This window comes from Risungbinella massiliensis, from assembly GCF_000942395.1.
Lineage (GTDB): Bacteria > Bacillota > Bacilli > Thermoactinomycetales > Thermoactinomycetaceae > Risungbinella > Risungbinella massiliensis.
Window position 1 is genome coordinate 674,426 of sequence record NZ_LN812103.1, and the last position, 25,331, is coordinate 699,756.

General features: G+C 41.6%; 31 protein-coding genes and 1 pseudogene. 21 read left to right on the forward strand and 11 right to left on the reverse strand.

Annotated features, from left to right (window positions below; genetic code table 11):
• Window positions 1-146: 146 nt before the first annotated feature.
• The 8 genes from VJ09_RS14505 to VJ09_RS14540 all read right to left on the reverse strand — a co-directional run bounded on the left by VJ09_RS14505 (window position 147) and on the right by VJ09_RS14540 (window position 7,679).
• Window positions 147-1,055 carry an N-acetylglucosamine kinase gene (locus VJ09_RS14505; RefSeq protein ID WP_052807427.1) on the reverse strand — a complete coding sequence of 303 codons (909 nt, stop codon included), beginning with the start codon at window positions 1,053-1,055 and terminating at the stop codon, window positions 147-149.
• Entirely contained in the window at window positions 1,055-2,149 is a 1,095-nt protein-coding gene (locus VJ09_RS14510) for a DUF871 domain-containing protein (RefSeq protein WP_044642361.1), read from the reverse strand. Before VJ09_RS14510 ends, VJ09_RS14505 begins: the two co-directional genes overlap by 1 nt.
• Before the next feature lie 170 nt (window positions 2,150-2,319).
• A complete protein-coding gene (gene anmK, locus VJ09_RS14515) occupies window positions 2,320-3,501 on the reverse strand; it encodes an anhydro-N-acetylmuramic acid kinase AnmK (protein ID WP_044642362.1) in 1,182 nt (393 codons plus the stop codon).
• Window positions 3,502-3,504: 3 nt separating this feature from the next.
• Window positions 3,505-4,833 carry a 6-phospho-beta-glucosidase gene (locus VJ09_RS14520; protein ID WP_044642363.1) on the reverse strand — a complete coding sequence of 443 codons (1,329 nt, stop codon included), beginning with the start codon at window positions 4,831-4,833 and terminating at the stop codon, window positions 3,505-3,507.
• A gap of 14 nt (window positions 4,834-4,847) precedes the next feature.
• The gene (locus VJ09_RS14525; protein WP_044642364.1) at window positions 4,848-5,117 is read right to left on the reverse strand and encodes a hypothetical protein; all 270 of its coding nucleotides are present in this window, start codon (window positions 5,115-5,117) and stop codon (window positions 4,848-4,850) included.
• A gap of 81 nt (window positions 5,118-5,198) precedes the next feature.
• Window positions 5,199-6,473, reverse strand: a complete 1,275-nt coding sequence (locus tag VJ09_RS14530) for a PTS sugar transporter subunit IIC (RefSeq protein ID WP_044642365.1) — start codon at window positions 6,471-6,473, stop codon at window positions 5,199-5,201.
• 24 nt (window positions 6,474-6,497) lie between these two features.
• Window positions 6,498-6,806 (reverse strand): PTS sugar transporter subunit IIB, encoded by a 309-nt coding sequence (locus VJ09_RS14535; RefSeq protein ID WP_044642366.1) that lies wholly within the window; start codon window positions 6,804-6,806, stop codon window positions 6,498-6,500.
• A 21-nt stretch (window positions 6,807-6,827) separates the two neighbouring features.
• A complete protein-coding gene (locus VJ09_RS14540; RefSeq protein ID WP_230199160.1) occupies window positions 6,828-7,679 on the reverse strand; it encodes a MurR/RpiR family transcriptional regulator in 852 nt (283 codons plus the stop codon).
• Window positions 7,680-7,874: 195 nt separating this feature from the next.
• On the opposite strand from VJ09_RS14540, the gene VJ09_RS14545 reads away from it, so the two are divergent.
• Both VJ09_RS14545 and deoC read left to right on the forward strand, forming a co-directional pair.
• Entirely contained in the window at window positions 7,875-8,297 is a 423-nt protein-coding gene (locus VJ09_RS14545) for an NUDIX hydrolase (RefSeq protein WP_044642367.1), read from the forward strand.
• 88 nt (window positions 8,298-8,385) lie between these two features.
• Window positions 8,386-9,054: a deoxyribose-phosphate aldolase gene (gene deoC / locus VJ09_RS14550; protein WP_044642368.1), complete on the forward strand. Its 669-nt coding sequence runs from the start codon at window positions 8,386-8,388 to the stop codon at window positions 9,052-9,054.
• 43 nt (window positions 9,055-9,097) lie between these two features.
• Here the strand turns inward: deoC and VJ09_RS14555 are convergent, their stop codons facing one another.
• Window positions 9,098-9,466 (reverse strand): winged helix-turn-helix transcriptional regulator, encoded by a 369-nt coding sequence (locus VJ09_RS14555; RefSeq protein ID WP_044642369.1) that lies wholly within the window; start codon window positions 9,464-9,466, stop codon window positions 9,098-9,100.
• Between the two features lie 131 nt (window positions 9,467-9,597).
• Between VJ09_RS14555 and VJ09_RS14560 the strand changes: the two genes are divergently transcribed.
• A complete protein-coding gene (locus VJ09_RS14560) occupies window positions 9,598-10,617 on the forward strand; it encodes a zinc-binding alcohol dehydrogenase family protein (RefSeq protein ID WP_044642370.1) in 1,020 nt (339 codons plus the stop codon).
• 148 nt (window positions 10,618-10,765) lie between these two features.
• Window positions 10,766-10,961 (forward strand): annotated as a pseudogene (locus VJ09_RS18860) (glutathione-dependent formaldehyde dehydrogenase); the annotation flags it as partial.
• Window positions 10,962-11,023: 62 nt separating this feature from the next.
• On the opposite strand, the gene VJ09_RS14565 reads toward VJ09_RS18860, so the two are convergent.
• Both VJ09_RS14565 and VJ09_RS14570 read right to left on the reverse strand, forming a co-directional pair.
• Window positions 11,024-11,974, reverse strand: coding sequence for a Na/Pi cotransporter family protein (locus VJ09_RS14565; RefSeq protein WP_044642371.1), 951 nt, complete (start codon window positions 11,972-11,974; stop codon window positions 11,024-11,026).
• A 147-nt stretch (window positions 11,975-12,121) separates the two neighbouring features.
• On the reverse strand, window positions 12,122-12,484 hold the full coding sequence (locus VJ09_RS14570) for a hypothetical protein (protein ID WP_044642372.1): 363 nt from the start codon (window positions 12,482-12,484) through the stop codon (window positions 12,122-12,124).
• Between the two features lie 145 nt (window positions 12,485-12,629).
• Between VJ09_RS14570 and VJ09_RS14575 the strand changes: the two genes are divergently transcribed.
• The 17 genes from VJ09_RS14575 (at window position 12,630) to recO (ending at window position 25,001) form a co-directional block, all read left to right on the forward strand.
• On the forward strand, window positions 12,630-12,980 hold the full coding sequence (locus tag VJ09_RS14575) for a histidine triad nucleotide-binding protein (RefSeq protein WP_044642373.1): 351 nt from the start codon (window positions 12,630-12,632) through the stop codon (window positions 12,978-12,980).
• 265 nt (window positions 12,981-13,245) lie between these two features.
• A complete protein-coding gene (gene rpsU, locus VJ09_RS14580; protein WP_044642374.1) occupies window positions 13,246-13,422 on the forward strand; it encodes a 30S ribosomal protein S21 in 177 nt (58 codons plus the stop codon).
• A 14-nt stretch (window positions 13,423-13,436) separates the two neighbouring features.
• Window positions 13,437-13,880, forward strand: a complete 444-nt coding sequence (locus VJ09_RS14585; RefSeq protein ID WP_044642375.1) for a GatB/YqeY domain-containing protein — start codon at window positions 13,437-13,439, stop codon at window positions 13,878-13,880.
• A 106-nt stretch (window positions 13,881-13,986) separates the two neighbouring features.
• Window positions 13,987-14,679, forward strand: coding sequence for an NfeD family protein (locus VJ09_RS14590; protein WP_052807428.1), 693 nt, complete (start codon window positions 13,987-13,989; stop codon window positions 14,677-14,679).
• A 262-nt stretch (window positions 14,680-14,941) separates the two neighbouring features.
• Window positions 14,942-15,943, forward strand: a complete 1,002-nt coding sequence (gene floA, locus VJ09_RS14595) for a flotillin-like protein FloA (RefSeq protein WP_082050596.1) — start codon at window positions 14,942-14,944, stop codon at window positions 15,941-15,943.
• 24 nt (window positions 15,944-15,967) lie between these two features.
• Window positions 15,968-16,321, forward strand: coding sequence for a hypothetical protein (locus VJ09_RS14600; protein WP_044642377.1), 354 nt, complete (start codon window positions 15,968-15,970; stop codon window positions 16,319-16,321).
• A 103-nt stretch (window positions 16,322-16,424) separates the two neighbouring features.
• On the forward strand, window positions 16,425-16,628 hold the full coding sequence (locus tag VJ09_RS14605) for an alpha/beta-type small acid-soluble spore protein (protein ID WP_044642378.1): 204 nt from the start codon (window positions 16,425-16,427) through the stop codon (window positions 16,626-16,628).
• A gap of 235 nt (window positions 16,629-16,863) precedes the next feature.
• On the forward strand, window positions 16,864-17,136 hold the full coding sequence (locus VJ09_RS14610; RefSeq protein ID WP_044642379.1) for a YabP/YqfC family sporulation protein: 273 nt from the start codon (window positions 16,864-16,866) through the stop codon (window positions 17,134-17,136).
• Window positions 17,137-17,148: 12 nt separating this feature from the next.
• Window positions 17,149-18,411 carry a sporulation protein YqfD gene (yqfD, locus tag VJ09_RS14615; RefSeq protein ID WP_044642380.1) on the forward strand — a complete coding sequence of 421 codons (1,263 nt, stop codon included), beginning with the start codon at window positions 17,149-17,151 and terminating at the stop codon, window positions 18,409-18,411.
• Window positions 18,365-19,330, forward strand: a complete 966-nt coding sequence (locus VJ09_RS14620) for a PhoH family protein (protein WP_044642381.1) — start codon at window positions 18,365-18,367, stop codon at window positions 19,328-19,330. The genes yqfD and VJ09_RS14620 overlap by 47 nt, the downstream gene beginning before the upstream one ends.
• 24 nt (window positions 19,331-19,354) lie before the next feature.
• Window positions 19,355-21,478 carry an HD family phosphohydrolase gene (locus VJ09_RS14625; protein WP_052807429.1) on the forward strand — a complete coding sequence of 708 codons (2,124 nt, stop codon included), beginning with the start codon at window positions 19,355-19,357 and terminating at the stop codon, window positions 21,476-21,478.
• The gene (ybeY, locus tag VJ09_RS14630; protein ID WP_044642382.1) at window positions 21,479-21,949 is read left to right on the forward strand and encodes an rRNA maturation RNase YbeY; all 471 of its coding nucleotides are present in this window, start codon (window positions 21,479-21,481) and stop codon (window positions 21,947-21,949) included.
• A 12-nt stretch (window positions 21,950-21,961) separates the two neighbouring features.
• On the forward strand, window positions 21,962-22,657 hold the full coding sequence (locus tag VJ09_RS14635) for a diacylglycerol kinase family protein (protein WP_044642383.1): 696 nt from the start codon (window positions 21,962-21,964) through the stop codon (window positions 22,655-22,657).
• A 19-nt stretch (window positions 22,658-22,676) separates the two neighbouring features.
• Window positions 22,677-23,066 carry a cytidine deaminase gene (locus VJ09_RS14640; protein ID WP_407689994.1) on the forward strand — a complete coding sequence of 130 codons (390 nt, stop codon included), beginning with the start codon at window positions 22,677-22,679 and terminating at the stop codon, window positions 23,064-23,066.
• Window positions 23,063-23,974 (forward strand): GTPase Era, encoded by a 912-nt coding sequence (gene era / locus VJ09_RS14645; protein WP_044642385.1) that lies wholly within the window; start codon window positions 23,063-23,065, stop codon window positions 23,972-23,974. The genes VJ09_RS14640 and era overlap by 4 nt, the downstream gene beginning before the upstream one ends.
• Window positions 23,975-24,063: 89 nt before the next feature.
• A complete protein-coding gene (locus VJ09_RS18130) occupies window positions 24,064-24,207 on the forward strand; it encodes a YqzL family protein (protein WP_082050598.1) in 144 nt (47 codons plus the stop codon).
• A gap of 14 nt (window positions 24,208-24,221) precedes the next feature.
• Window positions 24,222-25,001, forward strand: coding sequence for a DNA repair protein RecO (gene recO / locus VJ09_RS14650; protein ID WP_044642386.1), 780 nt, complete (start codon window positions 24,222-24,224; stop codon window positions 24,999-25,001).
• Window positions 25,002-25,331 lie beyond the last annotated feature (330 nt).

Sequence of the window (25,331 nt, forward strand, 5' to 3'; positions counted from 1 at the left end):
TTAAATCGTGAAAATCTAAATTTGAAGTTTTACGAAATAATAGATAAGAGCATAAGTAACATCTTTCTCCGAATAATTTATTTTCTCATAGATTGTAGTTTTAGGATATGCGAACAAAGATGCTCTTTCCGAGACAAAAAGACGACTCAAATGGAGTCGTCTTTTGGATGGGTGTTTTGATACAGATAAAGTGCTCCTTTTGTAGAGGAGACTGGTATTGATAATAGGGAGAGCTGGGAATGATGACGATGCAGATGAGTTTGGAAAGCCTGTCGTACTTCTGGAATCTTTTCTAATACACTTCCTTTGATTGCCACAGTCAGATGTCCATTCCATGATAGTTTTTGGGCAAGATACCAAGTAGTTTCCGCAAGATGTCGACTTGCTATTTCCAAAATACCTTGAGATGTGGGTTCGCCCACACGAGCCATTTTGACGACAATTGGGACTAGACTAGCGATTTCATCTTTGGTAGCAGCATAGACGAATTGTTTGATCTCTTGAACCTTGGTTAATTGGAGTTGATCCAAGATGGCAAGGGAGAGTTTGCTAGCAGGTGTTCCGATGTCTTCATGTTGAACCATCTGTCGAATTGCTTCCATTGCAATCCAGTAGCCACTGCCCTCATCCCCGATCAAATGCCCCCAGCCTCCAGCCATCGTATAGGTATTGCCTCGCTTGCCAAGAGATACTGAGCCTGTTCCAGCGATGGTTAGGATGCCGTCTTTCCCTTGTAAGAGGGCAGCGTGTGCGATGACAGCATCGTTGACGATCTGAATGGTACAGGAAAATGTTTTAACTAGTAGTGCCTCAAGTGCTTTTTTTTGATCGCTTCCCTCGATTCCTGCCAGACCAAGATAGATCGCAACACAATGAGCCTCAGGTAGTAGTTGTTGTGTTTGTTGGATTACCTCAATAATGTGCCGACTGGCTTTCTCATAATCTATTAATATGTTGCCAAAGCCACTGGTAGCACTAGAGAGCATATTACCTTCTAAATCATAGGCTACTGCTTCTGTTTTGGTACCGCCTCCATCTACGCCAATTAGATACATCAAGGTCGTTTTACCTGGAAACGGAATTTATCCCAAGGTTGCAGTGTATCTAGTAAGAAAATTTCTTCCTCGACGATACGACCTACCACGTTCGTTTTCCCTGAATTTTTCATGTCCTTAAGGGCAATTTGGAGTTCGCCTTTGTATTGACCATAAAGTTCGTTTTCAATGAGAATATCCCCTCGGCGAATGTCAGGAGTGTGCGTTGGTGGGAAGTCTTCGGCTTTATATTTGACTCGGCTTTGGGTAGAACGAATCATGTAATCTGAAACATCTCCCCGATAAAAATGAGGCTCTTCTAGAACGATTTTTTTCTCCAATGTAGTGATTTGCTCCGAAAGCGTAATATCAAAGGTCACTGGAGCAACAGTTAGTTCCCCAAGCGCTTGTAGTTCGGATTCCGAAGCATAGGCATTGGCAATAATTACATCATCAATCAGTCCTGTTTGGATAAGATGTTTGGCCTGAGTGGTGATCGGTAGCTCACGATGCATCTCCAAGGAGCAAAGTCCTTCTGTCACTGGCCAAGGACCAAAGGAAGCGCTTTGAGCATTGACAAAGGCAGCCGTACGGATTCCTAGGTCATGAAAGGTTTTGCTACATTTTAGGAAATGATCGTAGGAGAGTCCAGAATAGCGATGTGGATAAAAGTTATGTGATCCGATCAGATTCTCCTTGTTAGGGCGGTGGGAAAGGATATTTTGGATGTAGGTGGTACCAGAGTTCATGTTTACTTCGATTTTGAGATCATAAGGATTAAACGTCATAATCGATTCTTCGAGCCCAGTAAATCCTAGGTCTAGACGTATTCCATAAGCACCCATCTCATGAAAAAAGGAGAGATCTTGGTAGGAGATTCCGAGCCGATCAAAAACTCGTGGTGCAATATCCACGATTACTTGCATTCCTAATTGGTTGGCATGAGCTATTGTTTGTTTGAAGCGAGTTAAGATTTCTTCTTTTTCCCCTTCAACAGATAGTAAGCAAGTAAAAATCCGTTTGAAGCCATGCTTTGCTGCCAGAGAGATATAGGCTAGATCTTGTTCTACTGTTGAATGTTCTGGGTAGATGGAGATACCGAATTGATTGGCCATTTTGGTCACCTGCTTTATTAGATTTTGTCTTGTAGGTCTGTAGTTCCTTTTGGAGATATACTCAGTCCGAGAATCTTGATCAGACTCGCACCTAGATCAAGATTTTCTCCGTTATTCAAAATTTTGTGCAGGGTTATTAAAGTGCACATAGGATAAAAATTGACTACTTTTCATTTTTGCCGCTGTTGGATAAGCGTTGCGATCGATAGAGGATAGGGAGTGGTGATATTTCCTAAAATGACATGCTCTTTCGCCCCAGTTGCTTTGGGAGCATTGCTCGGGTTGCCGTGTATTGTCTCGTTTGCCAATACAGCAAAAGCAATCGCTTCTTTGGCACTGGAGGAGAAGCCCAAATCTTCTTGGATCCATACATGGCAGTCATGTTGCAAGAGATCTCGGATCATCTTTACAAGTGTCTTATTGTAACTCCCCCCACCACCTAGAATTACCTCATCTATCGATAATGTAGGAAAGATAAACTCTCGATAGTTATCTGCGATTGACTGGGCGGTTAACATGGTCACGGAAGCGAGAATATCTTCTTTGGTGTGATGGACAAAGCGAGAGATAAGCTCCGTCGTCCATTGGTAACCAAAGACTTCCCGTCCTGTAGATTTAGGTGGTACTTGTTTGATGAATGGATGGGACATGCCATATTCGACGATCTCCGCTTTTACCGTTCCAGTAGCAGCAAACTGTCCGCCTGGATCATAGGAGGTTGCAAATAGTTGAGAGGTAACTTCGTCTATTATCATATTCCCAGGGCCTGTATCAAAAGCGGTAATCTCATCAAGAGAAGTGTTCGCACGCAGAACGGTCACATTGCCAATGCCTCCAATATTTTGCAAGAGACGGCTTTTGATTGGATGTCGATAAAGCAAATACTCTGTATAAGGGACGAGTGGGGCTCCTTGCCCGCCTGCTGCCATGTCCATTGTACGGAAATTGGAAATAACACATACTCCAGTCTCATAAGCGATGATGGATGGTTCCCCTAGTTGCAGTGTCGAAGGAATCATGTCTGCTTCAGGAAATGGTTGATGATAAATGGTTTGTCCATGAGATCCGATCAAATCTACTTTTTCCAATGGAAAATTCAGATCATGGCAAAGTTGCTTAACCGCATCTGCGAACCAGTAACCTAGCTCAAAGTTAAGGCTATTGAGTTGTGGAGAAGTGCTATTGGTTGGAGAGATCGCTTGGACGATTTTATCTCGCAATGCGGACGGTAGCGGATAAGTCTGAAAGCCAATAGTTTGAAGTTTTGTCTCTTTGCCTGAACCGGTGATCTCCACTAGTGCAGCATCTACCCCATCTAAGGAAGTACCAGACATCAATCCGATCACATACATTCACTAGCACTCCTTTGCAAAAAATTGGGGTAGATACGTCTGATGTGCTGTAAGCATCTCATCTAAGACTGCTTTTGCTACCTTATCACTTGGGACTAGTGGATTGATTGTCATTGCGAGTAATGCTTTCTCATATGAACCAGTCACTGCCGCTTCAGAGGCAACTCGTTCGAACGATTTGATCTGTTGGACAAGACCGTTCACCTCTACAGGCAGCTCTCCGACATGGATTGGTTTGGGGCCATCTTTTGTGACAATACAGTTTACTTCTACCGCAGACTCATCAGGAATTCCTGTAATGGCTCCGTTATTTTGTACATTGAGGGTTTGTATATCTTGCTTGTCGTTATAGATCGAGGAGATCAAGTTACAAGCCGCATCACTATAATAAGCTCCACCACGTTGTTCAAGTTGGGGCGGCTTGATAGTAAGATTTGGATCTCGATAAAGTTCAAATAGCTCCTCTTCCAATCGTTTCACTACCTCTGCCCGAGTCGTTCCTTTTTCAAACGAAATTAGTTCTTCAACTAGAATCTCTTTTGTTTTGTAGTAATAGCGATGATATGGACAGAGCAGAATGCCCAGTGACTTCAAAAAGTCGGCTTGCCATGGGATTGGTGCGATGTTTCGCATTGAGACTTGATTTTCTGGTAGAGAAAGTAGATGAATCACTTTTTCGGTTACTTCTACTTCATCCACCCAAATGTGTAATCCATAGACTAAGTGGTTCAATCCAGCAAAATCGATGCGGAGACGATGTAATTCAACGTCTAAAAGTTTGGCGATCGATATTCTGGTATGGATCGGAAGATTGCATACTCCAACGATTTTTTTATGTTCGCTATAACGCAACATAGCTTCAGTTACCATACCAGCAGGATTGGTGAAGTTAATCAGCCAAGCATTCGGACAGAGTTCTTGTATATCTTTTGCGATTTCCAGTAAAACAGGGATCGTACGTAATCCTTTAAACAGTCCGCCTGCTCCATTGGTTTCTTGTCCGATAATCCCATGCTGTAACGGAATTCGTTCATCTAATATACGAGCATCTAGTAATCCAACTCGCATCTGAGTTGTAACAAAATCTGCCCCAACTAAGGCTTCACGACGGTTTAACGTCAAATGAATCTCCATTGGGATCCCAGCTTTTTCTACCATTCGTTTTGCTAGATTCCCTACAATGTCCAGTTTTTCTCTACCAGCTTCGATATCAACGAGCCAAAGCTCACGAACTGGTAGCTCCTTAAAACGTTTGATTAGTCCTTCCACAAATTCTGGTGTATAGCTAGAACCACCACCTATGGTAACGATTTTTAGACCCTGTGAAGTCATTTTAGATTCCTCCATTAATAAATAGCTAGAATGCTGATAAAGATACCGAGTGCGACAAAGATACCAAAGTAAGGGAGGGCTTTCTTTTTCTTTGCTTTATCAATTTGCTTGGAAAAACTGAGGATACATGTCATCGAGATTGCGACAGCCAAAGTGGTACAGATCGATAAACTCATCGGTTGGGATAGTCCTAAATTCATTAGTGGTTTTACAAAAAAGATATTGGCGACCGTTAAGGTAGTAAGTAATAAAAAGATACTTTTAAAACCAAGTCGAAATGGCATCGTAAACATCCTTTCTCATGAAAATGAACTGTACAATAGAAAAAGTGGGAATCATGGTTCGACTCCCACTTTATACAGTTGTTAAGCTGCTTTTGTCTCTTCTTGTTCTTGTTGCACCAAAGTGCGATCGTACATTTTGAGGAAAGGAAGATAGATTGAGAATGAGATTGCGACGTTGATTACGACCAAGACGATCGCTTTCCAATCTCCACCTGTAGCCAAGAATGCACCAATTGGAGCAGGTAATGTCCAAGGAACCAAGATATAAGTTGGATGAACATAACCAAGAGCAGTTGCTAAGTAAGCAATCGTGGCAGTGATCAGTGGGATGATAACAAATGGAATGATGAGTATTGGATTCAGTACGATAGGAGTACCGAAGATGATTGGTTCGTTAATGTTAAAAATACTTGGAACGATGGAAGTACGGCTAAGCGCTTTCAAATATTTCGATTTTGCAAAGAAGATCATCGCTAGTACAAGTCCGAGCGTAGCTCCAGATCCACCGATCCAGATAAACCATTGATAAAGCGTTTCCGGAGCAACGTGTGGCAATTGACTGGAACCAGATGCTACTGCTTCTGCGTTTTTCGCTAGATAGATTTCCCATACTGGACGAGCTACGGTACCAACGATAGAAACACCATGGATTCCAAAAGCCCAGAAAAAGGTGATTAAGAAAACAGGGATTAAAACACCTGGTAATGAATCTCCAGCGGTAATGAGTGGAGCAACCAGTTTATCCACCAATACATGTAGGTCTAAACCGAGAACAACAGTGAATACGGTCATGATTCCCACTACAAGACCAACTGGGATCAATGCTTCAAATGAACGAAGGAGAGATGCAGGAACCTGTTCTGGCATTTTGATCATAAGGTTATACTTTTTACATAAGCGCATGATCTCAACAGAGAGAATTGCTACTAACATGGTTACAAACAGACCATGACCACCAAGGTTTTTCATTGGTAGAACCCAACCGGCTTCTTCAATACTCATTGGAACGATCGTAAGGAGGAGTGCAGCGGTAGCGATCTGTCCGCCAGAAAGTGGGTCTAGCTTATAACTTTTCGCCAAGTTATATCCAACCCCAAAAGCAATGTATAAGGACATGATGAAAAATGTTACGCGGTAAGGAATCAGAATGTTGGCAGCGTTTTCTTTTGCCCACAGTGCAATCGTGCTACCTTCCGGAACAGGAGGGAAAGCGATAATTAAAAAGATACTACCAATGATAATAAATGGCAGGGAAGAAATAACGCCATCCCGGATGGCTTGCAGGTGACGCTGTTCGGATAGACGAGCCATTGGACCGGATAAATATTTTTCTAAAAAGTCAATGAATTTTTTCATTAAGTCCCCTCCCATTAGTTGGGTTTATTTTTGAAGGAGTTCTTGTAGTTTTTTAAAAAGAAGTGGGCCACCAAGTGGAGTATAAGCTTGTGGTGGAATCGCATCGCAAGGAATATTGTGAGCTTCCGCAATCTTTTTAATTTGATCTAGACGATGGCGGACTTGTGGAGCGACCATCACAATATCCCAACCATTTTGAAGTTCTAATTCCACTTCGGAAGTAGCTACTGCGAGAACTTCCATCAGTTGTCCATGTTTTTCGGCCTCTTTTTTGAGAGCGTTTACAACAATGGCGCTGGACATGCCAGCAGAACATACAAACAATACTTTCATTTTTTTCACCTCGTTTTTGTTCTAATTCTTTCGATTTTGCACTATCTCATGTGTATCCATAATTGGTCGAAAGACCGCATCCCCTTTTTGGATACACAGACGAACAAATAATGTGTCCAAGACAGCTAATTGCGCAATCCGAGCACTCATCGTACCTAAACGGATATTGGGCTCTTCTTCTGAGATTGTGAGGACAATATCTGCATGCTTACGTGCTGGTGAAGGACGCTGTTGTGTAAGGAGAATGGTTCTAGCGCCTCGACTTTTGGCAGATTTCAGTAGGTCTACTACTTCTCTTGTTTTGCCAGAAGTACTGATAGCAAAGAAAACATCTCGCTTAGTGAGGTTGGCTGTTGTCATCATTTGGACGTGAATATCAGGAAAATGAAAAGCATTGATATTAATTCGTAGAAGTTTGTACTGGGTATCAAGGGCGACGACTGATGAACCGGAAGCACCATAAAGAAACACTCGATCTGCTTGGTGGATGGCGCTTGCTGCTTCTTCAATCTGACTAAGATCCAATAGTTGACTGGTCATCTGAAGAGCGGAAATGCTTTTTTTGAATACCTTCTCCATTGTAGTAGCAGGTGTATCTTCAAAATGAAATGGTGCAACTTCGTTCGTGTCTGGATCTGGTATATGAAGCTGTTTTGCCAAATCCATTTTAAGCCCCTTAAAGCTATTGATCCCCACTTTTTTACAAAAACGAATAATCATCGCTTCACTGCAATTGCATGCGGTAGCTAACTGTTTCGTTGACATACCCAAAACTGCCTCTGGGTTCGCTAAAACATACTGAGCGACGACGCTTTCGCCAGGACTATAATGGGTCATCTGAAGTTCGATTAGCTTGAGAATATGAAGTCTCACATCAACCTCCTCCGAAGAAATACCATATTGTAAAGGCTTACATTTTACAATTTCATTATATTTTTCCTGAAAGAAAATTTCAATATAAAATACTATCATTTTAAAAGTTTATTTTAAGTAGTTTCATAGAGGGGAGAATCTACTATCCATTTGGTATAATATGGACTGTAAAGGCGAGATAGAGGAAGTGAACAAATGAAAGAGATATCAGCAGGTGGAGTTGTTTATCGGAAAAAGGAAAACTGGGAAGTTCTTTTGATTCAAGATCGGTATGGACATATTACTCTCCCAAAAGGAAAACGAGAAGGAGCAGAGACAAAAGAAGAAAATGCTCTTCGTGAAATAGAAGAAGAAACAGCTATTTGCGGAAAAATACAAGCTCCGATCTTAGAGATTCAATATGAATACGAACATCCAGAAAAAGGGAAAGTAGACAAAGAGGTTGCTTATTTTTTGGTAGAGGCATTAACTACGCAAGAGACACCGCAATTAGAAGAGATACATAGTGTTGCATGGTATTCTCTGAAGGACGCCAGAAATCTTCAATTGAAACAAGGGTATCGCAATAATGATGAAGTATTGCAAAAAGCGATTCACATGTTAGAGCGGATGAACTAATCCGATATAAGTATTTGCTTAGTTCATATTAGAGCTAAGGAGTTTCACTTCCACTTTCGTGATACTGAATATTAAAGGAGAGATCGTTATGACACAAAATATTGCTTCCATGATTGACCATACGTTACTTAAGCCTGATGCGACCAAGGAACAGATCGAAAAAGTTTGCCAAGAAGCTAGGGAGCATCAATTTGCTTCGGTCTGTGTTAACGCTTATTGGGTACCATTTGTTGCAGATCAATTGAAAGGCAGCCAAGTGATGGTATGTACAGTAGTTGGGTTTCCACTTGGTGCGACGACTACGGAAACCAAAGCATTTGAAACAAAACAAGCAGTAGAAAATGGCGCAGACGAGATCGATATGGTGCTAAACATCGGCGAATTGCGCTCAGGAGACACTAACAGAGTATCGGAAGATATTCGTGCGGTGGTAGAGGCAGCTGGTGGAAAAACAGTGAAAGTGATTCTCGAGGTAGGTCTGCTAACAGAGGAAGAGATTCGATTGGCAAGTAAACTTTCCAAAGAAGCAGGCGCCCACTTCGTGAAAACTTCTACTGGTTTTGGTGCAGGTGGGGCAACAGTAGAAGCAATTCAACTCATGAGAGAAACAGTAGGCGAAGGGTTTGGAGTTAAGGCATCTGGTGGAGTTCGCGACCGTGAGACGGCAGATGCGATGATCCAAGCAGGTGCGTCTAGAATCGGTGCTAGTGCTAGTGTTGCGATTGTGCAGGGGAAAAAAGGGGAAGGATCTTACTAAAAAGGGGCGAAAACGCTCCTTTTTTCTTTTCCCCAAGAAAGGATCAAGAACCTTTTTGGTTCAATTCGTCTCTTTTTACTATTCTTGATTTGTATTTTTCGCCCCAATCTTTCATTTGGATAATAATCGGGCTTAATGTTTTTCCGAAATCAGTTAGAGAATATTCTACTCTGGGAGGAACTTCAGCAAACACTTCTCTATGTACTACTCCATCGTTCTCTAATTCGCTTAATTGTAAAGATAGCATTCTTTGTGTTATTCCGGGCATCAATCTACGCAGCTCGTTGAAACGTTTCTTCTCATCTAAAAGATAATATAAAATGACTCCTTTCCATTTTCCGCCTATTACATCTAATGTTGTTTCCACGGGACAACCTTCTGGACAACCATAACCGCTTTTTCTATTTCGCATAAAGACTCACTCCCAATTCGAAGTTAGGGTAGTTACACGAGTGGTACTATGCTACATAAATGTGCCTTCTTACGTTATTCAGTATATCAACCTATAATCAAAGAGAAAACAAATTGATGGAGGGAATATAGATGAAAGCGATTGGTTTACTTGAATATTTACCTATAGAAGATGAAAAAAGCCTCATGGATATGGAGTTGGTAAAACCCACTCCAACAGGAAGAGACTTATTAGTAAAAATAGAGGCAATATCAATCAATCCAGTCGATGTAAAAGTACGAGCACCAAAAGAAAAGGTAGAGCAAGAGCCTAAGCTACTTGGATGGGATGCTAGTGGAGTGGTGGTAGAAGTTGGCGAAGAATGTACCTTATTTCAACCAGGAGATAAAGTTTTCTACGCCGGAAGTATTACAAGACCTGGTACGTATAGCGAGTTTCATCTAGTAGATGAGCGAATCGTCGGAAGAAAACCTGAATCACTAACTCATGCCGAAGCGGCGGCATTACCTTTAACATCGATTACAGCATGGGAAGCGTTATTTGATCGTTTGGGAATGGATCCTAACAATACAGAGGCAAATAAATTACAGAGTATTTTGATTATAGGAGGTGCCGGCGGGGTAGGATCTATTGCCATCCAATTAGCAAAATGGGCTGGTCTTACCGTCATAGCAACAGCATCTCGAGAAGAATCACGAAATTGGGTACGGAATTTGGGAGCTGACTATGTATTGAATCATCATGACCCGTTCAAGGAACAATTAACTCAGCTTCCATTAGGCGATGTAGATTATATCCTCTGTTTAAATAATACAGATCAACATTGGGAGAGTATGGGCGAGGTTATCAAGCCACAAGGGAAAATTTGTTCCATTGTAGAAAATCAAGAGCCGCTTGATTTGAATGTATTGAAGAGCAAGAGCGTGACATTTGTATGGGAATTTATGTTTACCCGGTCGATGTATCAAACAGAAGATATGATCCAACAACACGTCCTTTTAAATAAGATCAGTGAGTTGATGGATACGGGAACATTGAAAAGTACTTTGAAAAAAACAATATCTCCTATTAATGCGGATAATATTAGAAAAGCTCATGCATTAGTGGAGACAGGGAATACCATTGGAAAAATAGTAGTGGAAAAGTTTTGAAGGTAAAAAAATGAAAATAGACTGATAATGAGAATCTAATCAGATCTGTAATCCACTTATTGTCTGAGTATAAACATCACAGAATTATTGGAAATATGTAAACGAATAATTCGAAAAGAAACCACTGTTCAATTAGTTAGAATGGTGGTTTCTAGGTTATCGGTTAGAGCATGCGAAACGTACGAATAAGGTCGAAACTGTAAATTTTGAGCAATAAGAAATATAGGTGGTCATTTAAAGGAAATCACAGGTGGCGGAGCTGATGTGATTCTTGACTGTGTGGGATGCATAGAAAAATGACACCACTGGAATTTCTTGCGACTGGATTGAAACTTCAAGGTGGTTACGGCGAAAGAGCAGCTTACTAATTGTCTAGATTGAGACTACATCGTAAATCCAACCAACTCTATGTTTTGATTGAGTTGGTTGGATTTATTTGGTCTGGAACCATCCATTCGATCAATTTGGCAAAGGCATTAGTGAATGGGAGAACTGCGATGGAACAGGCGATATTATAGATGGTTTGAAAGTGAGCTACTTGAGTAGCTGACTGTTCCGATAGAGAAGGAATCCAAGTTAGAAGCCATGGGATCAAAGGAGTAAAAGCAAAGGCTCCTACTACATTGAGAACTAGATGCGAAAAGGCAACACGTTGAGCAGCAGTAGAAGTGCCGTAGCTTGCGATCAATGCTGTAACACAAGTTCCTACATTACTTCCGATGACGACTGCGAGTGCAAAAGAAAGTGGCACAGCACCAGATGCATAAAAGCCCATTGTCATAGCAATCGTAGCACTACTACTATGTATGAGAGCAGTAATCAACGTCCCAATAACGAGCCCTACTCCGATTGGAGAAAAACCGCTTAATACAAGCTTTTCTAAAAGACCTGCCTGTTCTAGTGGTTCTGCAATAGTTTGCATCCAACTGATACCGAGGAAAATGGCTCCAAATCCAATCAGTACTTGTCCTAGTTGACGAAATAGTTTTTTAGGAAGGAAATATAAAAGGAGACCGAGTCCCATTAGGGGTAAAGAGAGACTTTCGATGTGTAGTGCAAGGATTTGGGTTGTGATAGTTGTTCCAATATTGCTCCCTAAGATAATGCCAAGAGATTGAGCAAATGAGATCATCCCAACATGGACAAAGTTAATCGTAAGTACAGTAACGGCTGTACTACTTTGTAATAATGCAGTTAAAAACGTTCCAGTGACAAAACCACGTACCGGTGTCTTGGTGAAACGTAACAACCATGTGGTCAACTTTTTTTCTGCAAGTGATTCCATGCCATTTCGCATCCAGTTAAGCCCGTACAAGAACAGGATGAGACCTAATAAAAATAGTATGAATGATCCCACTCTTTCAGCCTCCTTTTGTCTATGTATATGCGGGCTTGTCTATTCATACCAAATAAAAATGAAACTTTGGTTCAGGGAGGATCTTAGTCCCTATTAGAAAGGGACAAAAAAAGCTCTCCATGATTAGGAGAGTAAAAGTTGTTGTTATTATTTCTTTCTCTTTTTGGGAAGAAATGGGGTAGAGAGAGCTTGATTGTTTGGGCGAAGTGGTTCTACCCAACCTGGGAGTGCACGTGGACGTTGTTGTTTAATTTTAGCATTCTGGGGTTCGTTTGGTTCAGGTGACCCAAAGAATGCCCAATCATCATCGGGTTCCCAGAATAAATCTGGTTCATCCGGTGGGATGTTCGCATTACTAGGCATGGGCTCTTGTTTCGGTTTTTGCCAACCTTCTGGTTCGAAGATAGGTTCTTCCATTCCACCATTATGAATTCGGTCTAACTCTTCTTGAACCATAGAGCGAACTAACTTCTTAAGTTTCTCTTCATGAAAAGAATTTTTTTTGACCATCTTTTTTCCTCCTCACTGCTCCATTGCGTGATGTATTATATGCGTTCATCAAAGAACAGGTGCTGCGAAAAGAGTCATTCAGCACTCAGGTAGTGATTTTGTTATAATGGGACTGCACAAAGAACGAAGGAAGGGACATAACCACATGGCTACTTCAGACTGCATCTTTTGCAAGATTGTAGAGGGAGAAATTCCTTCAACTAAAGTGTATGAGGATGAACATGCTATTGCGTTTCAAGATTTATATCCTGCTGCACCTGTACATATCTTGGTCATTCCCAAAAAGCATATTGCCTCTCTCGATGCGGCAACGAAAGAGGATCAGGAACGATTAGGACATCTGTTGCTTACTGTACAACGAGTAGCTCGAGAGCAAGGATTGGATCAGAAAGGCTATCGAGTAGTCAACAACATGGGAGATGATGGCGGGCAAACAGTACATCATATCCACTTCCATCTGTTAGGTGGACGATCCCTGACTTGGCCTCCAGGCTGATTTGTATTCGGTTTTTAAGTCAAAAAGTATGTATAATTTGTGGTAGCTGAGAAATGGATAGTATTGTTGCAACAACCTTACTTATTTTTTGACGTACGAACATAAATCAGATATAATTACATGAGCATTTGTGCCTAATTATGTATTTTAGGGGATGCAGGTTTTGGAGGTATTGGACCGTCTCTCTCGGGAAACAGACGACTGTTTGCGTAACTCGGGAGCTTTTTGGACCTTTCCCATCTGCCCCACGGAGGGAGGGAAAAGCATGATAGAGACAAAAGTAAGAAAAAACGAATCGCTCGATGTTGCTCTTCGTCGTTTTAAACGCTCCTGTGCAAAAGACGGCGTACTCTCCGAAGTGCGGAAACGCGAACGTTATGAGAAACCAAGCATCAAGCGCAAAAAGAAATCGGAAGCTGCCCGCAAAAACAAGCGTAGATAAAATGAGGTGTTTCCGTGGGTTTAATTGAGCAACTCCAAACGGATATGAAAGCTGCACTTAAAAATAAGGAGTCTGAGCGTCTGTCCGTGATCCGTATGGTGCGTGCAGCCATTAAAGATGCGGAGATCGAGAAGCGACAAGCACTCACCGATGAGGAAGCACTCCAAGTGGTTGCCAAAGCAGTGAAGCAGCGAAGAGATTCCGCTGCGGAATATGAGAAGGCGAACCGCCAAGACTTGGCAGAAAAAGAACAGAAAGAGATCGATATTCTGATCGACTATTTGCCAAAGCAACTTAGCGAAGAGGAGCTCCGGACGATTGTACAAGAAACTGTACAAGAATTAGGAGCCACTTCGAAAAAAGAAATGGGCAAAGTTATGGGGGCTGTTTTGCCAAAAATAGCTGGTAAAGCTGATGGCAAAGAAGTAAACCGCTTAGTCCAAGAGTACCTTTCCTAAACAGCATGGAGAACGTGTAGAGTAGAGGATGTAGCCGTTGGTTCCCTTACTATTACATGTTCTCTTCGCTGTTTTTTTAATTGGAATACAAGGAGGGAGTATCCGGTTGAATGATTGGATAGTGTATTTGGCAGAGTGGATCACCAATCCAGCTGTGATGTCTTTATTACTCTGGATCGGATTGATAGGTTTAGTAGTTGAGTTACTCGCTCCAGGCCATCTACTAGGTGGAATTGTGGGTGTAGTGGCCTTTAGTATCTACTTTGCTGGACACTGGATAGCAGGAACACCAAATGAATACGCACCTTATATTTTTGTAGCAGGACTGTTGCTATTTGGTTTAGAAGCACTGGTTCCAAGTTTTGGATTTTTTGGAATATTGGCGACGGTAGCACTAGTCTATTCGGTCGTAGTGGTTGCTGAAAGCGTATCTATTGGTTTTACCGCTTTAGGTATTGGAATAGGTGGTACTATTTTATGTCTATGGATTTTATATCGGTTTTTTGGATTCCGAACTACATGGAGCAGGATTATTCTCAAGGATACCCAGCGTAATCAAGAAGGATTTACCTCCGCAAGGGATCGGACCCATCTGCTAGGGAAAATAGGCCGAACAGTTACCCCGTTACGTCCATCTGGTTGGGCAGTCATAGAAGATAGACGAGAAGATGTAGTAAGCGAGGGGGAAATGATTCCAGCACAACGTCGGGTGAAGGTAGTACATGTGGAAGGCTCTCGTGTGGTTGTGCGATCGATCTTAGAAACGGAGATAGTAGAGTCAGAGGAAGAAAAAATTTAGACTTAGATGTACATTTAATCCTTTTATAAATTGCATAATTAGCCCGAAGCCAGAGGTATTCTCCTTTTGAGATCTGACTATGAGCGATAGAGAGCCGGAAGTAGATCAAAAGCGGGAAAACCGGCAACGTGCCAACGTTCAACTGAGATTAATGCAACAAGTTATAAATTTATAAAGTAATTTCCTGATTGGTTAGGTAATATTTCATAAAATAAACTCTTCTGCTACGGTATTTCTAGGATTTTCTAGTGCTTAATATGAGATGATAAAAGTAAAAGGGGAGATTCGTTTGGATAGTTTATTAGGCTATGTTGTGATCGGTGTTCTTGCCGTTATATTCTTGGCCATTTTCTTTTCGTTTGTACCAGTTATGCTGTGGATTAGCGCTTTTGCTTCTGGGGTCTATGTACGATTGACCACACTGATCGGAATGAGGTTGCGACGTATTGTTCCAGCACGGATTGTCAATCCATTGATTAAGGCTCGAAAAGCTGGATTAGAAGTCGATATTACCCAATTGGAAACTCATTATTTGGCTGGAGGAAATGTCGATCGGGTAGTAGATGCCCTGATTGCAGCTCAACGTGCCAATATCGACCTCGTGTTTGAACGTGCAGCAGCAATTGATCTAGCTGGACGTGATGTATTACAAGCCGTTCAGATGAGTGTCAATCCAAAAGTGATCGAAACCCCTTTGGTCTCTGCTGTGTGTAAAGATGGGATCGAAGTAAAAGTAGTAGCTCGCGTCACCGTGCGTGCTAATATCGACCGACTGGTAGGTGGAGCAGGTGAAGAGACGATCCTAGCTCGGGTTGGCGAAGGGATCGTCACAACCAACGGTTCAGCTGAAAGTCATAAAGTAGTTTTAGAAAATCCAGATTTGATCTCGGAAACTGTACTTGGTAAAGGTTTGGACGCAGGTACTGCATTTGAAATTCTGTCGATTGATATTGCCGATATCGATGTAGGAACCAATATTGGAGCGAAGTTACAAACTGACCAAGCAGAGGCAGATAAGCGAATTGCGCAAGCGAAAGCAGAAGAGCGTCGTGCGATGGCGGTTGCAAGGGAACAAGAGATGAGTGCCAAAGTGGAAGAAATGCGTGCCAAAGTGGTAGAGGCAGAAGCAGAAGTACCACTTGCTCTTGCCGAAGCTTTACGGTCTGGAAAAATGGGAGTTATGGACTACTATCAGTTGCAAAACTTAGAAGCAGATACTAAAATGCGTCGTACTATTGGCAATACGGAGGCTGACGAGTCCTAACTCGAAAGGAGCAGGATTTGATTTATGACCTCTATTCTAATCATCGCTGGTCTTATTTTGTTTAGCCTGATTTTTGGCTCTTCCAAAGGAAAACAAACAGATCAGAATCAAAAAAAGAACAAATCATCCAAAAAACAAAAGCCAAAAAAGACTGCCAATAAAACCAAACAATCAGCCAAAAAGAACGAATACTCTGGGACACAAAAAGTGTTAAAAGAAAATATAAATGATGGCACTGCTGCTGTGAATCTATCTATAAAAACACATCGATCGGCAAAACCAAAGAGAACGGCTCTTCAGCAAGCATTTGTCTATAGGGAGATTTTAGGACCTCCTACTTCAACGAAACCATACAAACCAGGTAGGCATCGAACATAAGAGATAATATATTTGTTAGTTGTTCACATTGATGGAAAGAACTGTGATTAGTAGCCTCCCCTTTGTTTCACATACTAAGAGAAAGCAGAAGGGAGGCTATGTAATGGCTCGTAATTCAAGAAAACTGTTAGTTCCAGGTGCCGATTTCGTTTTGAATCAATTTAAAGAAGAGATTGCAGCGGAGTTTGGAGTGCAATTAGGATCGGATACCACAGCCCGTGCCAATGGTTCTGTTGGCGGTGAGATTACCAAACGTCTCATTCGCCAATCTCAAGAATCAGTGCAAAATGGTTTTAATGGTCAGTAAAACCTCACCTTCATATTCAGAAGAAGTAAGCAAGATAAGTGGGGAAAAACGAAAAACTGTTTGTTAAGATCCGATTCGTTCAACTAACCATCAGGAAAAAGAGAACCTTAGCTGATGGAGCTTCACTTAATAACATACCTTTTTTGTAAGCGGCTTAGTTTCTACTAAGTCGCTTTTTGCATTCATAATGAACGAACGTCCTTCATATGTTGGGAAGAGAGTGGAGGGAGATTGCATGAAACAATTTTCAGGTTCATTTCGGAAATGGGCAGATTGGTTCGACCTTCCTTCTGATGTAGCAGGTGGAGCGGCTCGTGTGGAAATGATCGGAAGCCACCGCCTTCAGATACAAAATCATCAGGGAATCGAGCAGTTTAGCCCAGACAAATTACAGTTACGTACTCCGCAAGGTTCTCTGTTAATCCAAGGCAAATCCCTTACGATTAAAGCTATTTTCCCTGATACGGTTTTTGTAGAAGGTGATATAAAAGAATTTCGTTATCTGTAGGAGGAGAGGAATTTGTTAAAGATTAGTTGGCCTAAAGCAGTAACTGGACAAGTACAAATAACGCTAAAAGGCGAGCGAATTGGCCAATTCCTCGACTACGCGGTACAAGCTGGTATTCCTTTGGAGAATTTAGTATGGATGGAAGAAGACAAGTTATCTATTCATCTAGCATTACGCCACTTTTTCCCAATGTATCGTGCTGCTAAAATGTACAAGCTACAAATAAGGATCTATCGCAAGCTAGGTATGCCATTTATTTGGAAAAGGGTAAAAAAACGTAGATTTTTTGCGATCGGTGCTATTCTTTTTTTTCTTATTCTCACATCATTAAGTTCCTTTGTATGGAAAGTCGATATAGAAGGGAACAAACAAGTTCCCAACGAACAAATTTTATCTTTATTACGAACACATGGTGTCTATCCAGGTCAGCTCAAAGTGAAACTGCCACAAACTGATACATTACAATTTGAGATGCAACAAAAACTTCCTCAGGCATCTTGGATTGGGGTTCGTTTAGAAGGTACAAGAATAGTAGTAACGGTGGCAGAAAAGCGTCAGATTGAGCAGAGTCCAGAACAGGTGAAAATGGAAGGCAAATTTCATCTGATCGCCAAAAAAGATGCTATGATCTATCAAATGCAGATCACACACGGTCAGCCGTTAGTTGGCGTGAATCATGTCGTCAAAAAGGGACAAGTCTTGGTCTCAGGATATTATGGTAACCCAGAAGCTCCCGAAACGGGGGAGGCTGTTGGAGCTAGCGGAGTCGTGTTAGGACAAGTATGGTACCAGTCCGAAGTTTATGCACCAATGAAGCTAGAGCGTAAAGAGTATACAGGTGCACGGCAGAAGAAAAAATTTCTTTTTTTAGGCTCCTATATTGTTCGGAATCCTTTTTCCAAGCAAGCACCTTTTGAACAATATGAAATGATTCAAGAGGTTCGTCCTATTCAGATTGGATCTTGGGAGTTTCCTTTTGGTCTCGTGGAAGAAGAATATTTGGAGATGAAAAATAATCAAGAGAAGTTGTCAGAGGATCAAGCAACTTTAAATGGACTCGATCAAGCTCGTGCAGATGTACTTCGTGCTGTAGGAAAACACGGGAAAATACTGGAGGAAAAAATTTTGCACCGTTCGATAGAGAATGGTAAAGTTTATTTGAAAATACATTTCGATGTTATAGAAAATATTGCGGTGCCAGAACCGCTCACACAAGGAGACGGAACGCTTGACCCAACAAAAACACCTGCGAATCCCCCTCAACCATCCGAGTGAAGCATTGGCTTTGTTTGGACCTCATGATGCACATTTAAAAGCGATTGAGAGGGAGACAACTGTAAAAATCGTTTCTCGTGGTGAAGAGATTGTATTAACTGGAGAGGAGGCAGAATTAGAAAATCTGCGTTCTCTTTTTGCTACTCTCTTGAAATTAGTACGAAAAGGATTCCATTTAAGTGAACGTGATGTAGTCTATGCTCATCGGTTGGCTAATTTGGGTCAAGTAGATGAGCTTTTGGAACTGTTTCAAGAAGAAGTAGGAGTAGCGCAAAAAGGGCAAAAAATTCTGGTTAAGACCCTGGGACAACGACATTATGTAACAGCGATCAAGAAAAATGATATTGTTTTTGGCATTGGACCTGCTGGGACAGGGAAGACCTTCTTGGCAGTGGTATTGGCAGTGATGGCACTAAAAAAACAAGAAGTAAAGAAAATTGTTTTGACTCGACCAGCAGTAGAGGCTGGAGAGAATCTGGGGTTTTTGCCTGGAGATTTGCAAGAAAAAGTAGATCCATATTTACGTCCACTTTATGATGCCCTATATACGATGCTTGGAAATGAGCAAGTGACCAAGATGATGGAACGAGGACTAATCGAAGTGGCTCCGCTAGCTTACATGCGTGGACGAACGTTAGAGGATGCGTTTGTTATTTTAGATGAAGCACAAAATACGACTCCAGAACAGATGAAAATGTTCTTAACTCGTTTGGGCTTTGGTTCTAAAATGGTTGTTACAGGTGATGTGTCCCAAGTGGACTTGCCTAAAGGAAAAAAATCTGGCTTACGTGAAGCACAGCGAATCCTGCCAGATGTGGAAGGACTTCGCTTTATTTACCTAGGTCAGGAAGATGTGGTTCGTCATTCCCTCGTCCAACGAATTATCGAAGCATACGAACGAAACGAACAGACAACTTAATCCATTTTCAAGGGAGTAGATGACATGAAAGGCAAAAAGGGTAACTCTCCTTCCAAGTTACCCAAGTTGAAGCTTGGAAATCGAGATTTCCTTCGTCGAATAATACTATACGCGGCTTTTGCGGTCGCGTTCTATTTTTTATTACTCAATCATGTTTTTCCAAAACAGTTATTGGTTCAAGTTGGAGAAATCAGCAAAGAGACCATTTTGTCTCCGATCACGAAAGTGGATGAAGAAGCAACGAAACGAGCAAAAGAAAAAGCAGCTAACGCAATAGGACCACAATATAAAAAAGATGAATCTCTCACAAGTCAGCAATTAGAACGAATTGATCGTATCTTTGTAGATATTAATCGGATTGTAGTAGATAAGACATTACGAGAAGAAGAAAAAATCACAACCTTAAAAGAATTGATATCCCCGGAACTTTCACAAGAGTTTTATTGGAATTTGGTTCGCATTCCTGTGGAAGAATTGGATACGATGCGAGATACTACCAAAAATATAGTCTCTCCGATCTTGTCAGATGGAGTAACCGAAAGTGAGCTAACCGAGCAAAAAGATTCAGTGGATCGATTACTGGTTACATCTACTCTAAGCAGCAATAGCCGTTTCGTGGTTCGGGAGATTGCGAGACTGAACATTGTAGTAAACGAGGTGTACGATCCAGCTAAAACGGCAACACTCGAAGAGGCTGCTAGAGAATCGGTAGAGCCGATCCCCATTAAAAAAGGGGAGTTGATCGTCTCACAGGGCCAAGAGATTACCCAAGACCATATAAGAAAGATGACGGAAGTTGGCTTGTTAAGAGAGAAGCAAAATCAGACTCCGTATCTGGGATTGTTGATTGTGGTAGCTACTCTCTTTGGAATTACTTATGCGTTTTTACATCGATTTGAACGAAAACTTCATCAAGATCATCACAAAATGTTGATGCTATTTTCCATTAATCTATTGACTTTATTGGGCATGAAAGTAGTCGCCCTCGGAGAAAATTTAGAATGGAGCAATATTGGGTATTTAGCTCCTGTTGCATTGTCTGCGATGCTAATCACATTATTATTAGATGTAAAAGTAGCACTGGGTTCCGTAGTACTACTCAGTATTTTCTCTAGTCTTTTGTTTAGTGGTGGTAGTGGTATTTTGTTTGATTTTCGCTATGGGTTTGTATCGTTGGTCAGTGGATTGACTGGAGCTTACGCCTTAGCAGGTGTTCGCAAACGAAGCGCGATTTTGGGAGCTGGTTTGCTTGCTTCCGTAGGAAGTTGTATTGCGATTCTCGGGATCTATCTGTTGTTACCAACGGAAGGCAATCTCGTATCACTTCTGGAGTCATTGGGCTTTGGATTTGCTAGTGGGATCGCTTCCGCTGTTTTGACGATGGGCTTTTTGCCTTATTTGGAGACTGCTTTTTCGATCTTGTCGCCTATGAGATTGGTTGAACTATCCAATCCAAATCATCCGTTGTTAAAAAAATTGTTATATGAAACTCCTGGTACCTATCATCATTCCATTATTGTGGGAAACCTAGCAGAATCGGCAGCAGAGTCAATTGGAGCAGATGGATTATTAGCTCGAGTTGGAGCGTATTATCATGATCTTGGCAAGACGAAACGTCCGCAATTTTTTATTGAGAACCAGATCAATCGGGATAATCCACACGACAAAATTTCCCCCCATCTTAGTAAGACGATCATTGTATCTCACCCAAAAGATGGAGTAGAAATGTTAAAAGAACACCGTATCCCTGAGCCACTCCAAGATATCGCAGCACAACATCATGGAACTACACTTCTAAAATATTTTTATTTTAAAGCAAAGGAACAAATGGAAAGTGGTCAGCTTGTGGAAGAAGATTTTCGTTATCCAGGACCCAAAGCGCAGTTTAAAGAGGCGGCCATTGTGGGAATCTGTGATTGTGTGGAGGCGGCAGTTCGCTCTTTGCAACGACCAACTCCTTCACGTATTGAAACGATGGTAAGAAAGATTATTCAGGATCGATTAGAGGATGGACAATTTGATGAATGTGATCTGACGTTCAAAGAACTAGACCTCATCACGGAAGCGATTTGTGCCACCTTACAAGGGATTTTCCACTCCAGGATTGAATATCCAGAAGATGTGACAGGGAAGGGTGTACGTACTTAGATGAGTCTAAACCTACAAGTGATTCAGGAGATAGAATGTACGAAGGAAGAAGAACAAGCGCTTGTATCTGCAAAGCGTGCATTAGAACAAGCGGTGATCGTAGAGGAATGCCCACCTGTTGAGGTGGTTCTCACGATCGTAGACAATGACAAAATTCAAGAGATTAATCGTGAGCACCGTAACCTAGATCGTCCAACCGATGTGCTTTCTTTTCCGCTTTACGAGGCTGATGAAGACTTTGTATTAGAGGAAGAAGAGGAGTTTGTCTCCCTAGGTGATATCGTTCTGTCCATGCCACAAGCAAAGAAACAAGCATTGGACTATGGTCATTCATTGGAGCGTGAAGTTGCTTTCCTCGCAGTACATGGATTTTTGCATTTGCTCGGATATGACCACGAAACCCAAGAGGAAGAAAAAGAAATGTTTGCTCGCCAGGAAGCGATTCTCCAGCAGATCGGTCTCACTCGGTAAGGGGGAGAAATCATGTGGGTAGGCAAAGTGGTTCAAAGCTTTCGCTTTGCTCTTGATGGATTAAAATATACAGTGGTGTCGCAGCGAAACATGCGAATACATTTCCTTGTTTCGCTCGCAGTACTTTTAGTCAGCCTATATCTTCCCATTTCCAAAATAGAAGTGCTCCTCTTATTTGTTACCATAACGTTGGTTCTATTTGCGGAGCTGATTAATACGGCAGTGGAAGCGGTTGTCGATATGGTAACAAAAGAGTACCATCCACTTGCTAAGATAGCCAAAGATGTTGCGGCAGGAGCGGTTTTGCTGACGGCCGGGTTGGCAGTTATGGTGGGTGTATCGATTTTTTACCCCTACTTAAATCTTCTGTTTTCCTCCGTACTTTCACCAGCTTTCTACTCGCCTGATGTAAAAATAGCAGCAATTATCTTTTTAGCTTTTTTGTTTACGTTAATGTTAAAAGCACTTTGCCAACGAACAGGCATGACTAAATGGGAACCGAGTATGACGACTTCCCTCTCGCTGTGTACTGCTATCATTTTGATTTGGGTAATATGGAATCTTCAAGTTACCTTTTTAGTGATATTATTGTTATTCTTATTCTTAAGTAACCGCCTTCGTCGACCAGACGAACGTGTATCTGCTTATGTAGGAGTTATCATAGGCTCCGTGATCGCAGCAGTCGGAATTTATTTATTGTCTTCCTAAAATGAGAGGAGAATGGCTTGTGAAAAAACTAGTGGAAGCAGCGAAAAAGGCACGGGAGAAAGCATATGTACCTTACTCAAATTTTCCAGTAGGAGCAGCCTTTTACCTAGAAGATGGAACGATCGTGAGTGGCTGTAATATTGAAAATGCCTCTTTTGGACTCACCAACTGTGCAGAGAGAACGGCGATTTTTAAAGCCATCTCAGAAGGGAAGCGTGAATTTAGAGGGTTAGCAGTGATTGCGGATACCGAAGGACCTGTATCCCCTTGTGGTGCTTGCCGTCAAGTGATAGCAGAGCATTGTGCACCAGATATGAAAGTCTGGCTGACAAATCTACAAGGGGACATTCAAGAAACAACCATAGCAGAATTACTACCAGGTGCATTTCAAAAAGGAGATCTTAGATGAAAGAACAGTATCGTTCGGGGTTTGTAGCCCTAATTGGAAGACCTAATGTAGGGAAATCGACCCTGATGAACCATGTAATTGGACAGAAGATTGCGATCATGTCCGACAAACCACAAACAACACGTAATAAAATTCAAGGCATTTATACGACTAGTGAAGGTCAAGTTATCTTTTTAGATACACCTGGTATTCACAAACCGCACTCCAAATTGGGTGAATATCTTGTCCAAACTGCGCATAATGCTTTTAAAGAAGTGGATCTCATCCTGTTTTTAGTGGATGCTGCTGAAGGTTTGGGAGCAGGCGACCGTTTTATTATGGAGAATTTGCGGAATGTGAATACACCTGTTTTCCTAGTCGTGAATAAAATTGATCAAGTTCATCCAGATCAATTGCTTCCTATCATAGATCAATATCGTCAAAAGTTTGATTTTGCTGAAGTAATTCCAATCTCGGCTCTACAAGGAAATAACACTTCTACCTTACTCCAATTGATCCTGAATCGCTTACCGGAAGGACCGCAGTATTATCCTGCTGATCAAGTGACCGATCATCCTGAGCGTTTTATCGCAAGTGAAATAATCCGAGAGAAAGTGTTGGAGTTGACGAGAGAGGAGATACCTCATTCTGTCGCAGTAATTGTAGAAGAGATGAAGATGAGAGAGAACGGAAATACTCTCTTTATACGTGCAGAAATATTTACAGAACGTAAATCCCAAAAAGGAATTTTAATCGGGAAACAAGGTGGCTTACTAAAAGAGGTAGGAAAGTTAGCTCGTCAAGAGTTGGAGAACTTATTTGGGTCAAAAGTCTTCTTAGATTTATGGGTAAAGGTGAAGAAGGACTGGCGCAATGAGGATTTCTTGCTAAAACAATTTGGATATCATGATCAAGAAGATTATTCCTAACAAAAGCTGACAATTTTTCCTTCTCATACTCTAACCAAGGTAGGTCATCCTATATAAAGGAGATTATCACCAGAAAGGATGTATGCTAGTTGCGAAACTTTTCTTGGAATTGCTTCCGAGTAACTGGCAGTATCGATGCCTATTTGCTATTCAAAGACTTGGAGGCTCTGACTGGTGGACTAGACAACGAACGAGAACGGGTAGAGGACGAGGAGGAAGAGCCACCGGCTTAGAAAGGGTCTCGCCTATGCTAATCCGTTTGGAAGGCTTTGTAATGCGTGCAAGAGACTACGGAGAAAGCCATAAGATTGTAACGGTTTTCTCCGAAACACATGGAAAAATCAGCTTTGTGGCTAGAGGTGCAAAAAAATCTCGAAGTCGCTTTGGAGCAGTGACCGAGCCATTTACCAAGGCTCTTTTTGTCTGCTTTGCTTCCAATCCCAAAAGTATGCCGACCCTTTCGTCAGCAGATCTATTAGAATCGAACTATGCTCTTCGAAGTGATTTATTGCTTACATCTGTTGGTGCTTATTGGTTGGAGCTTGCAGATAAGTTACTAGTCGAAAAAGAGCCAGATAGTACATTGTTTTATCTATTATCTGACAGTTTTCAGATGCTACAAGAGAATAAAGATATCGATATATTGACTCGGATCTTGGAAATGGCATTTCTCCAGAGAGCTGGCTACCAACCGATTTTTCATGAATGTGTCACATGTGGCAGACGAGAAGGATTACGCAAAGTCAGTGTCTTACAAGGTGGGATGCTGTGCATGGAGCACTCGTATTTGGATTCACAAGCCATACCCATCTCGGAAAAAACAGCTAAGTTATTATCACTCATTCAACGGATCACACCTGATCGATTGGGAAAAGTGGAATTACAAGCAGAGACAAAAAAAGAGATGGAAAAAGTGCTACAAGGATTCTTTGATGAATATGTGACTGCCAACTTCGCGACGAGAAAGATATGGCATACGATGAGAGATAGTTTAGCTGACCTAGAATCCATTTCAAATACGGAATAACGCTAAGAGTATTTTGATCTAGGGAGTAGGTTTGTCATTGCAACAGAACGATTCGGATCAAAATTTTCGGAGTGTATGACAATAGGCTAAATCCCACTCTTGACAACAGGCTTCCGAATCTGCTAATAATTTGATATCTACATCTACATATTTGTGCGCAATGAAAGAAAAGAGTAACAATGGACACCTTCTATTAGCGAGGCAGGGAGAGTGGGAGCCTGCTGAAGATCCATGTGAAAGGCATTCTGGAGCGCTTTTCCAAGAGTGGACTAGGAGCTTTTATGTTCCTAGTCAATTAGGGTGGAACCGCGGGAGTTATAGCTTCTCGTC

Excerpts from the sequence above, each read along its gene's own strand:
- VJ09_RS14555 (WP_044642369.1), bottom strand. The coding sequence starts at position 9,466 with ATGCGAAATAGAAAAAGCGGTTATGGTTGTCCAGAAGGTTGTCCCGTG.
- VJ09_RS14535 (WP_044642366.1), bottom strand. The coding sequence starts at position 6,806 with ATGAAAGTATTGTTTGTATGTTCTGCTGGCATGTCCAGCGCCATTGTT.
- VJ09_RS14625 (WP_052807429.1), top strand. The coding sequence starts at position 19,355 with ATGAAAGGCAAAAAGGGTAACTCTCCTTCCAAGTTACCCAAGTTGAAG.
- VJ09_RS14605 (WP_044642378.1), top strand. The coding sequence starts at position 16,425 with ATGGCTCGTAATTCAAGAAAACTGTTAGTTCCAGGTGCCGATTTCGTT.
- VJ09_RS14530 (WP_044642365.1), bottom strand. The coding sequence starts at position 6,473 with ATGAAAAAATTCATTGACTTTTTAGAAAAATATTTATCCGGTCCAATG.
- VJ09_RS14560 (WP_044642370.1), top strand. The coding sequence starts at position 9,598 with ATGAAAGCGATTGGTTTACTTGAATATTTACCTATAGAAGATGAAAAA.
- VJ09_RS14575 (WP_044642373.1), top strand. The coding sequence starts at position 12,630 with ATGGCTACTTCAGACTGCATCTTTTGCAAGATTGTAGAGGGAGAAATT.
- VJ09_RS14570 (WP_044642372.1), bottom strand. The coding sequence starts at position 12,484 with ATGGTCAAAAAAAATTCTTTTCATGAAGAGAAACTTAAGAAGTTAGTT.
- anmK (WP_044642362.1), bottom strand. The coding sequence starts at position 3,501 with ATGTATGTGATCGGATTGATGTCTGGTACTTCCTTAGATGGGGTAGAT.
- ybeY (WP_044642382.1), top strand. The coding sequence starts at position 21,479 with ATGAGTCTAAACCTACAAGTGATTCAGGAGATAGAATGTACGAAGGAA.
- deoC (WP_044642368.1), top strand. The coding sequence starts at position 8,386 with ATGACACAAAATATTGCTTCCATGATTGACCATACGTTACTTAAGCCT.
- VJ09_RS14525 (WP_044642364.1), bottom strand. The coding sequence starts at position 5,117 with ATGCCATTTCGACTTGGTTTTAAAAGTATCTTTTTATTACTTACTACC.
- VJ09_RS14635 (WP_044642383.1), top strand. The coding sequence starts at position 21,962 with ATGTGGGTAGGCAAAGTGGTTCAAAGCTTTCGCTTTGCTCTTGATGGA.
- VJ09_RS14505 (WP_052807427.1), bottom strand. The coding sequence starts at position 1,055 with ATGTATCTAATTGGCGTAGATGGAGGCGGTACCAAAACAGAAGCAGTA.
- VJ09_RS14610 (WP_044642379.1), top strand. The coding sequence starts at position 16,864 with ATGAAACAATTTTCAGGTTCATTTCGGAAATGGGCAGATTGGTTCGAC.
- VJ09_RS14545 (WP_044642367.1), top strand. The coding sequence starts at position 7,875 with ATGAAAGAGATATCAGCAGGTGGAGTTGTTTATCGGAAAAAGGAAAAC.
- floA (WP_082050596.1), top strand. The coding sequence starts at position 14,942 with ATGATAAAAGTAAAAGGGGAGATTCGTTTGGATAGTTTATTAGGCTAT.
- VJ09_RS14600 (WP_044642377.1), top strand. The coding sequence starts at position 15,968 with ATGACCTCTATTCTAATCATCGCTGGTCTTATTTTGTTTAGCCTGATT.
- rpsU (WP_044642374.1), top strand. The coding sequence starts at position 13,246 with ATGATAGAGACAAAAGTAAGAAAAAACGAATCGCTCGATGTTGCTCTT.
- recO (WP_044642386.1), top strand. The coding sequence starts at position 24,222 with ATGCTAATCCGTTTGGAAGGCTTTGTAATGCGTGCAAGAGACTACGGA.
- VJ09_RS14520 (WP_044642363.1), bottom strand. The coding sequence starts at position 4,833 with ATGACTTCACAGGGTCTAAAAATCGTTACCATAGGTGGTGGTTCTAGC.
- era (WP_044642385.1), top strand. The coding sequence starts at position 23,063 with ATGAAAGAACAGTATCGTTCGGGGTTTGTAGCCCTAATTGGAAGACCT.
- VJ09_RS14510 (WP_044642361.1), bottom strand. The coding sequence starts at position 2,149 with ATGGCCAATCAATTCGGTATCTCCATCTACCCAGAACATTCAACAGTA.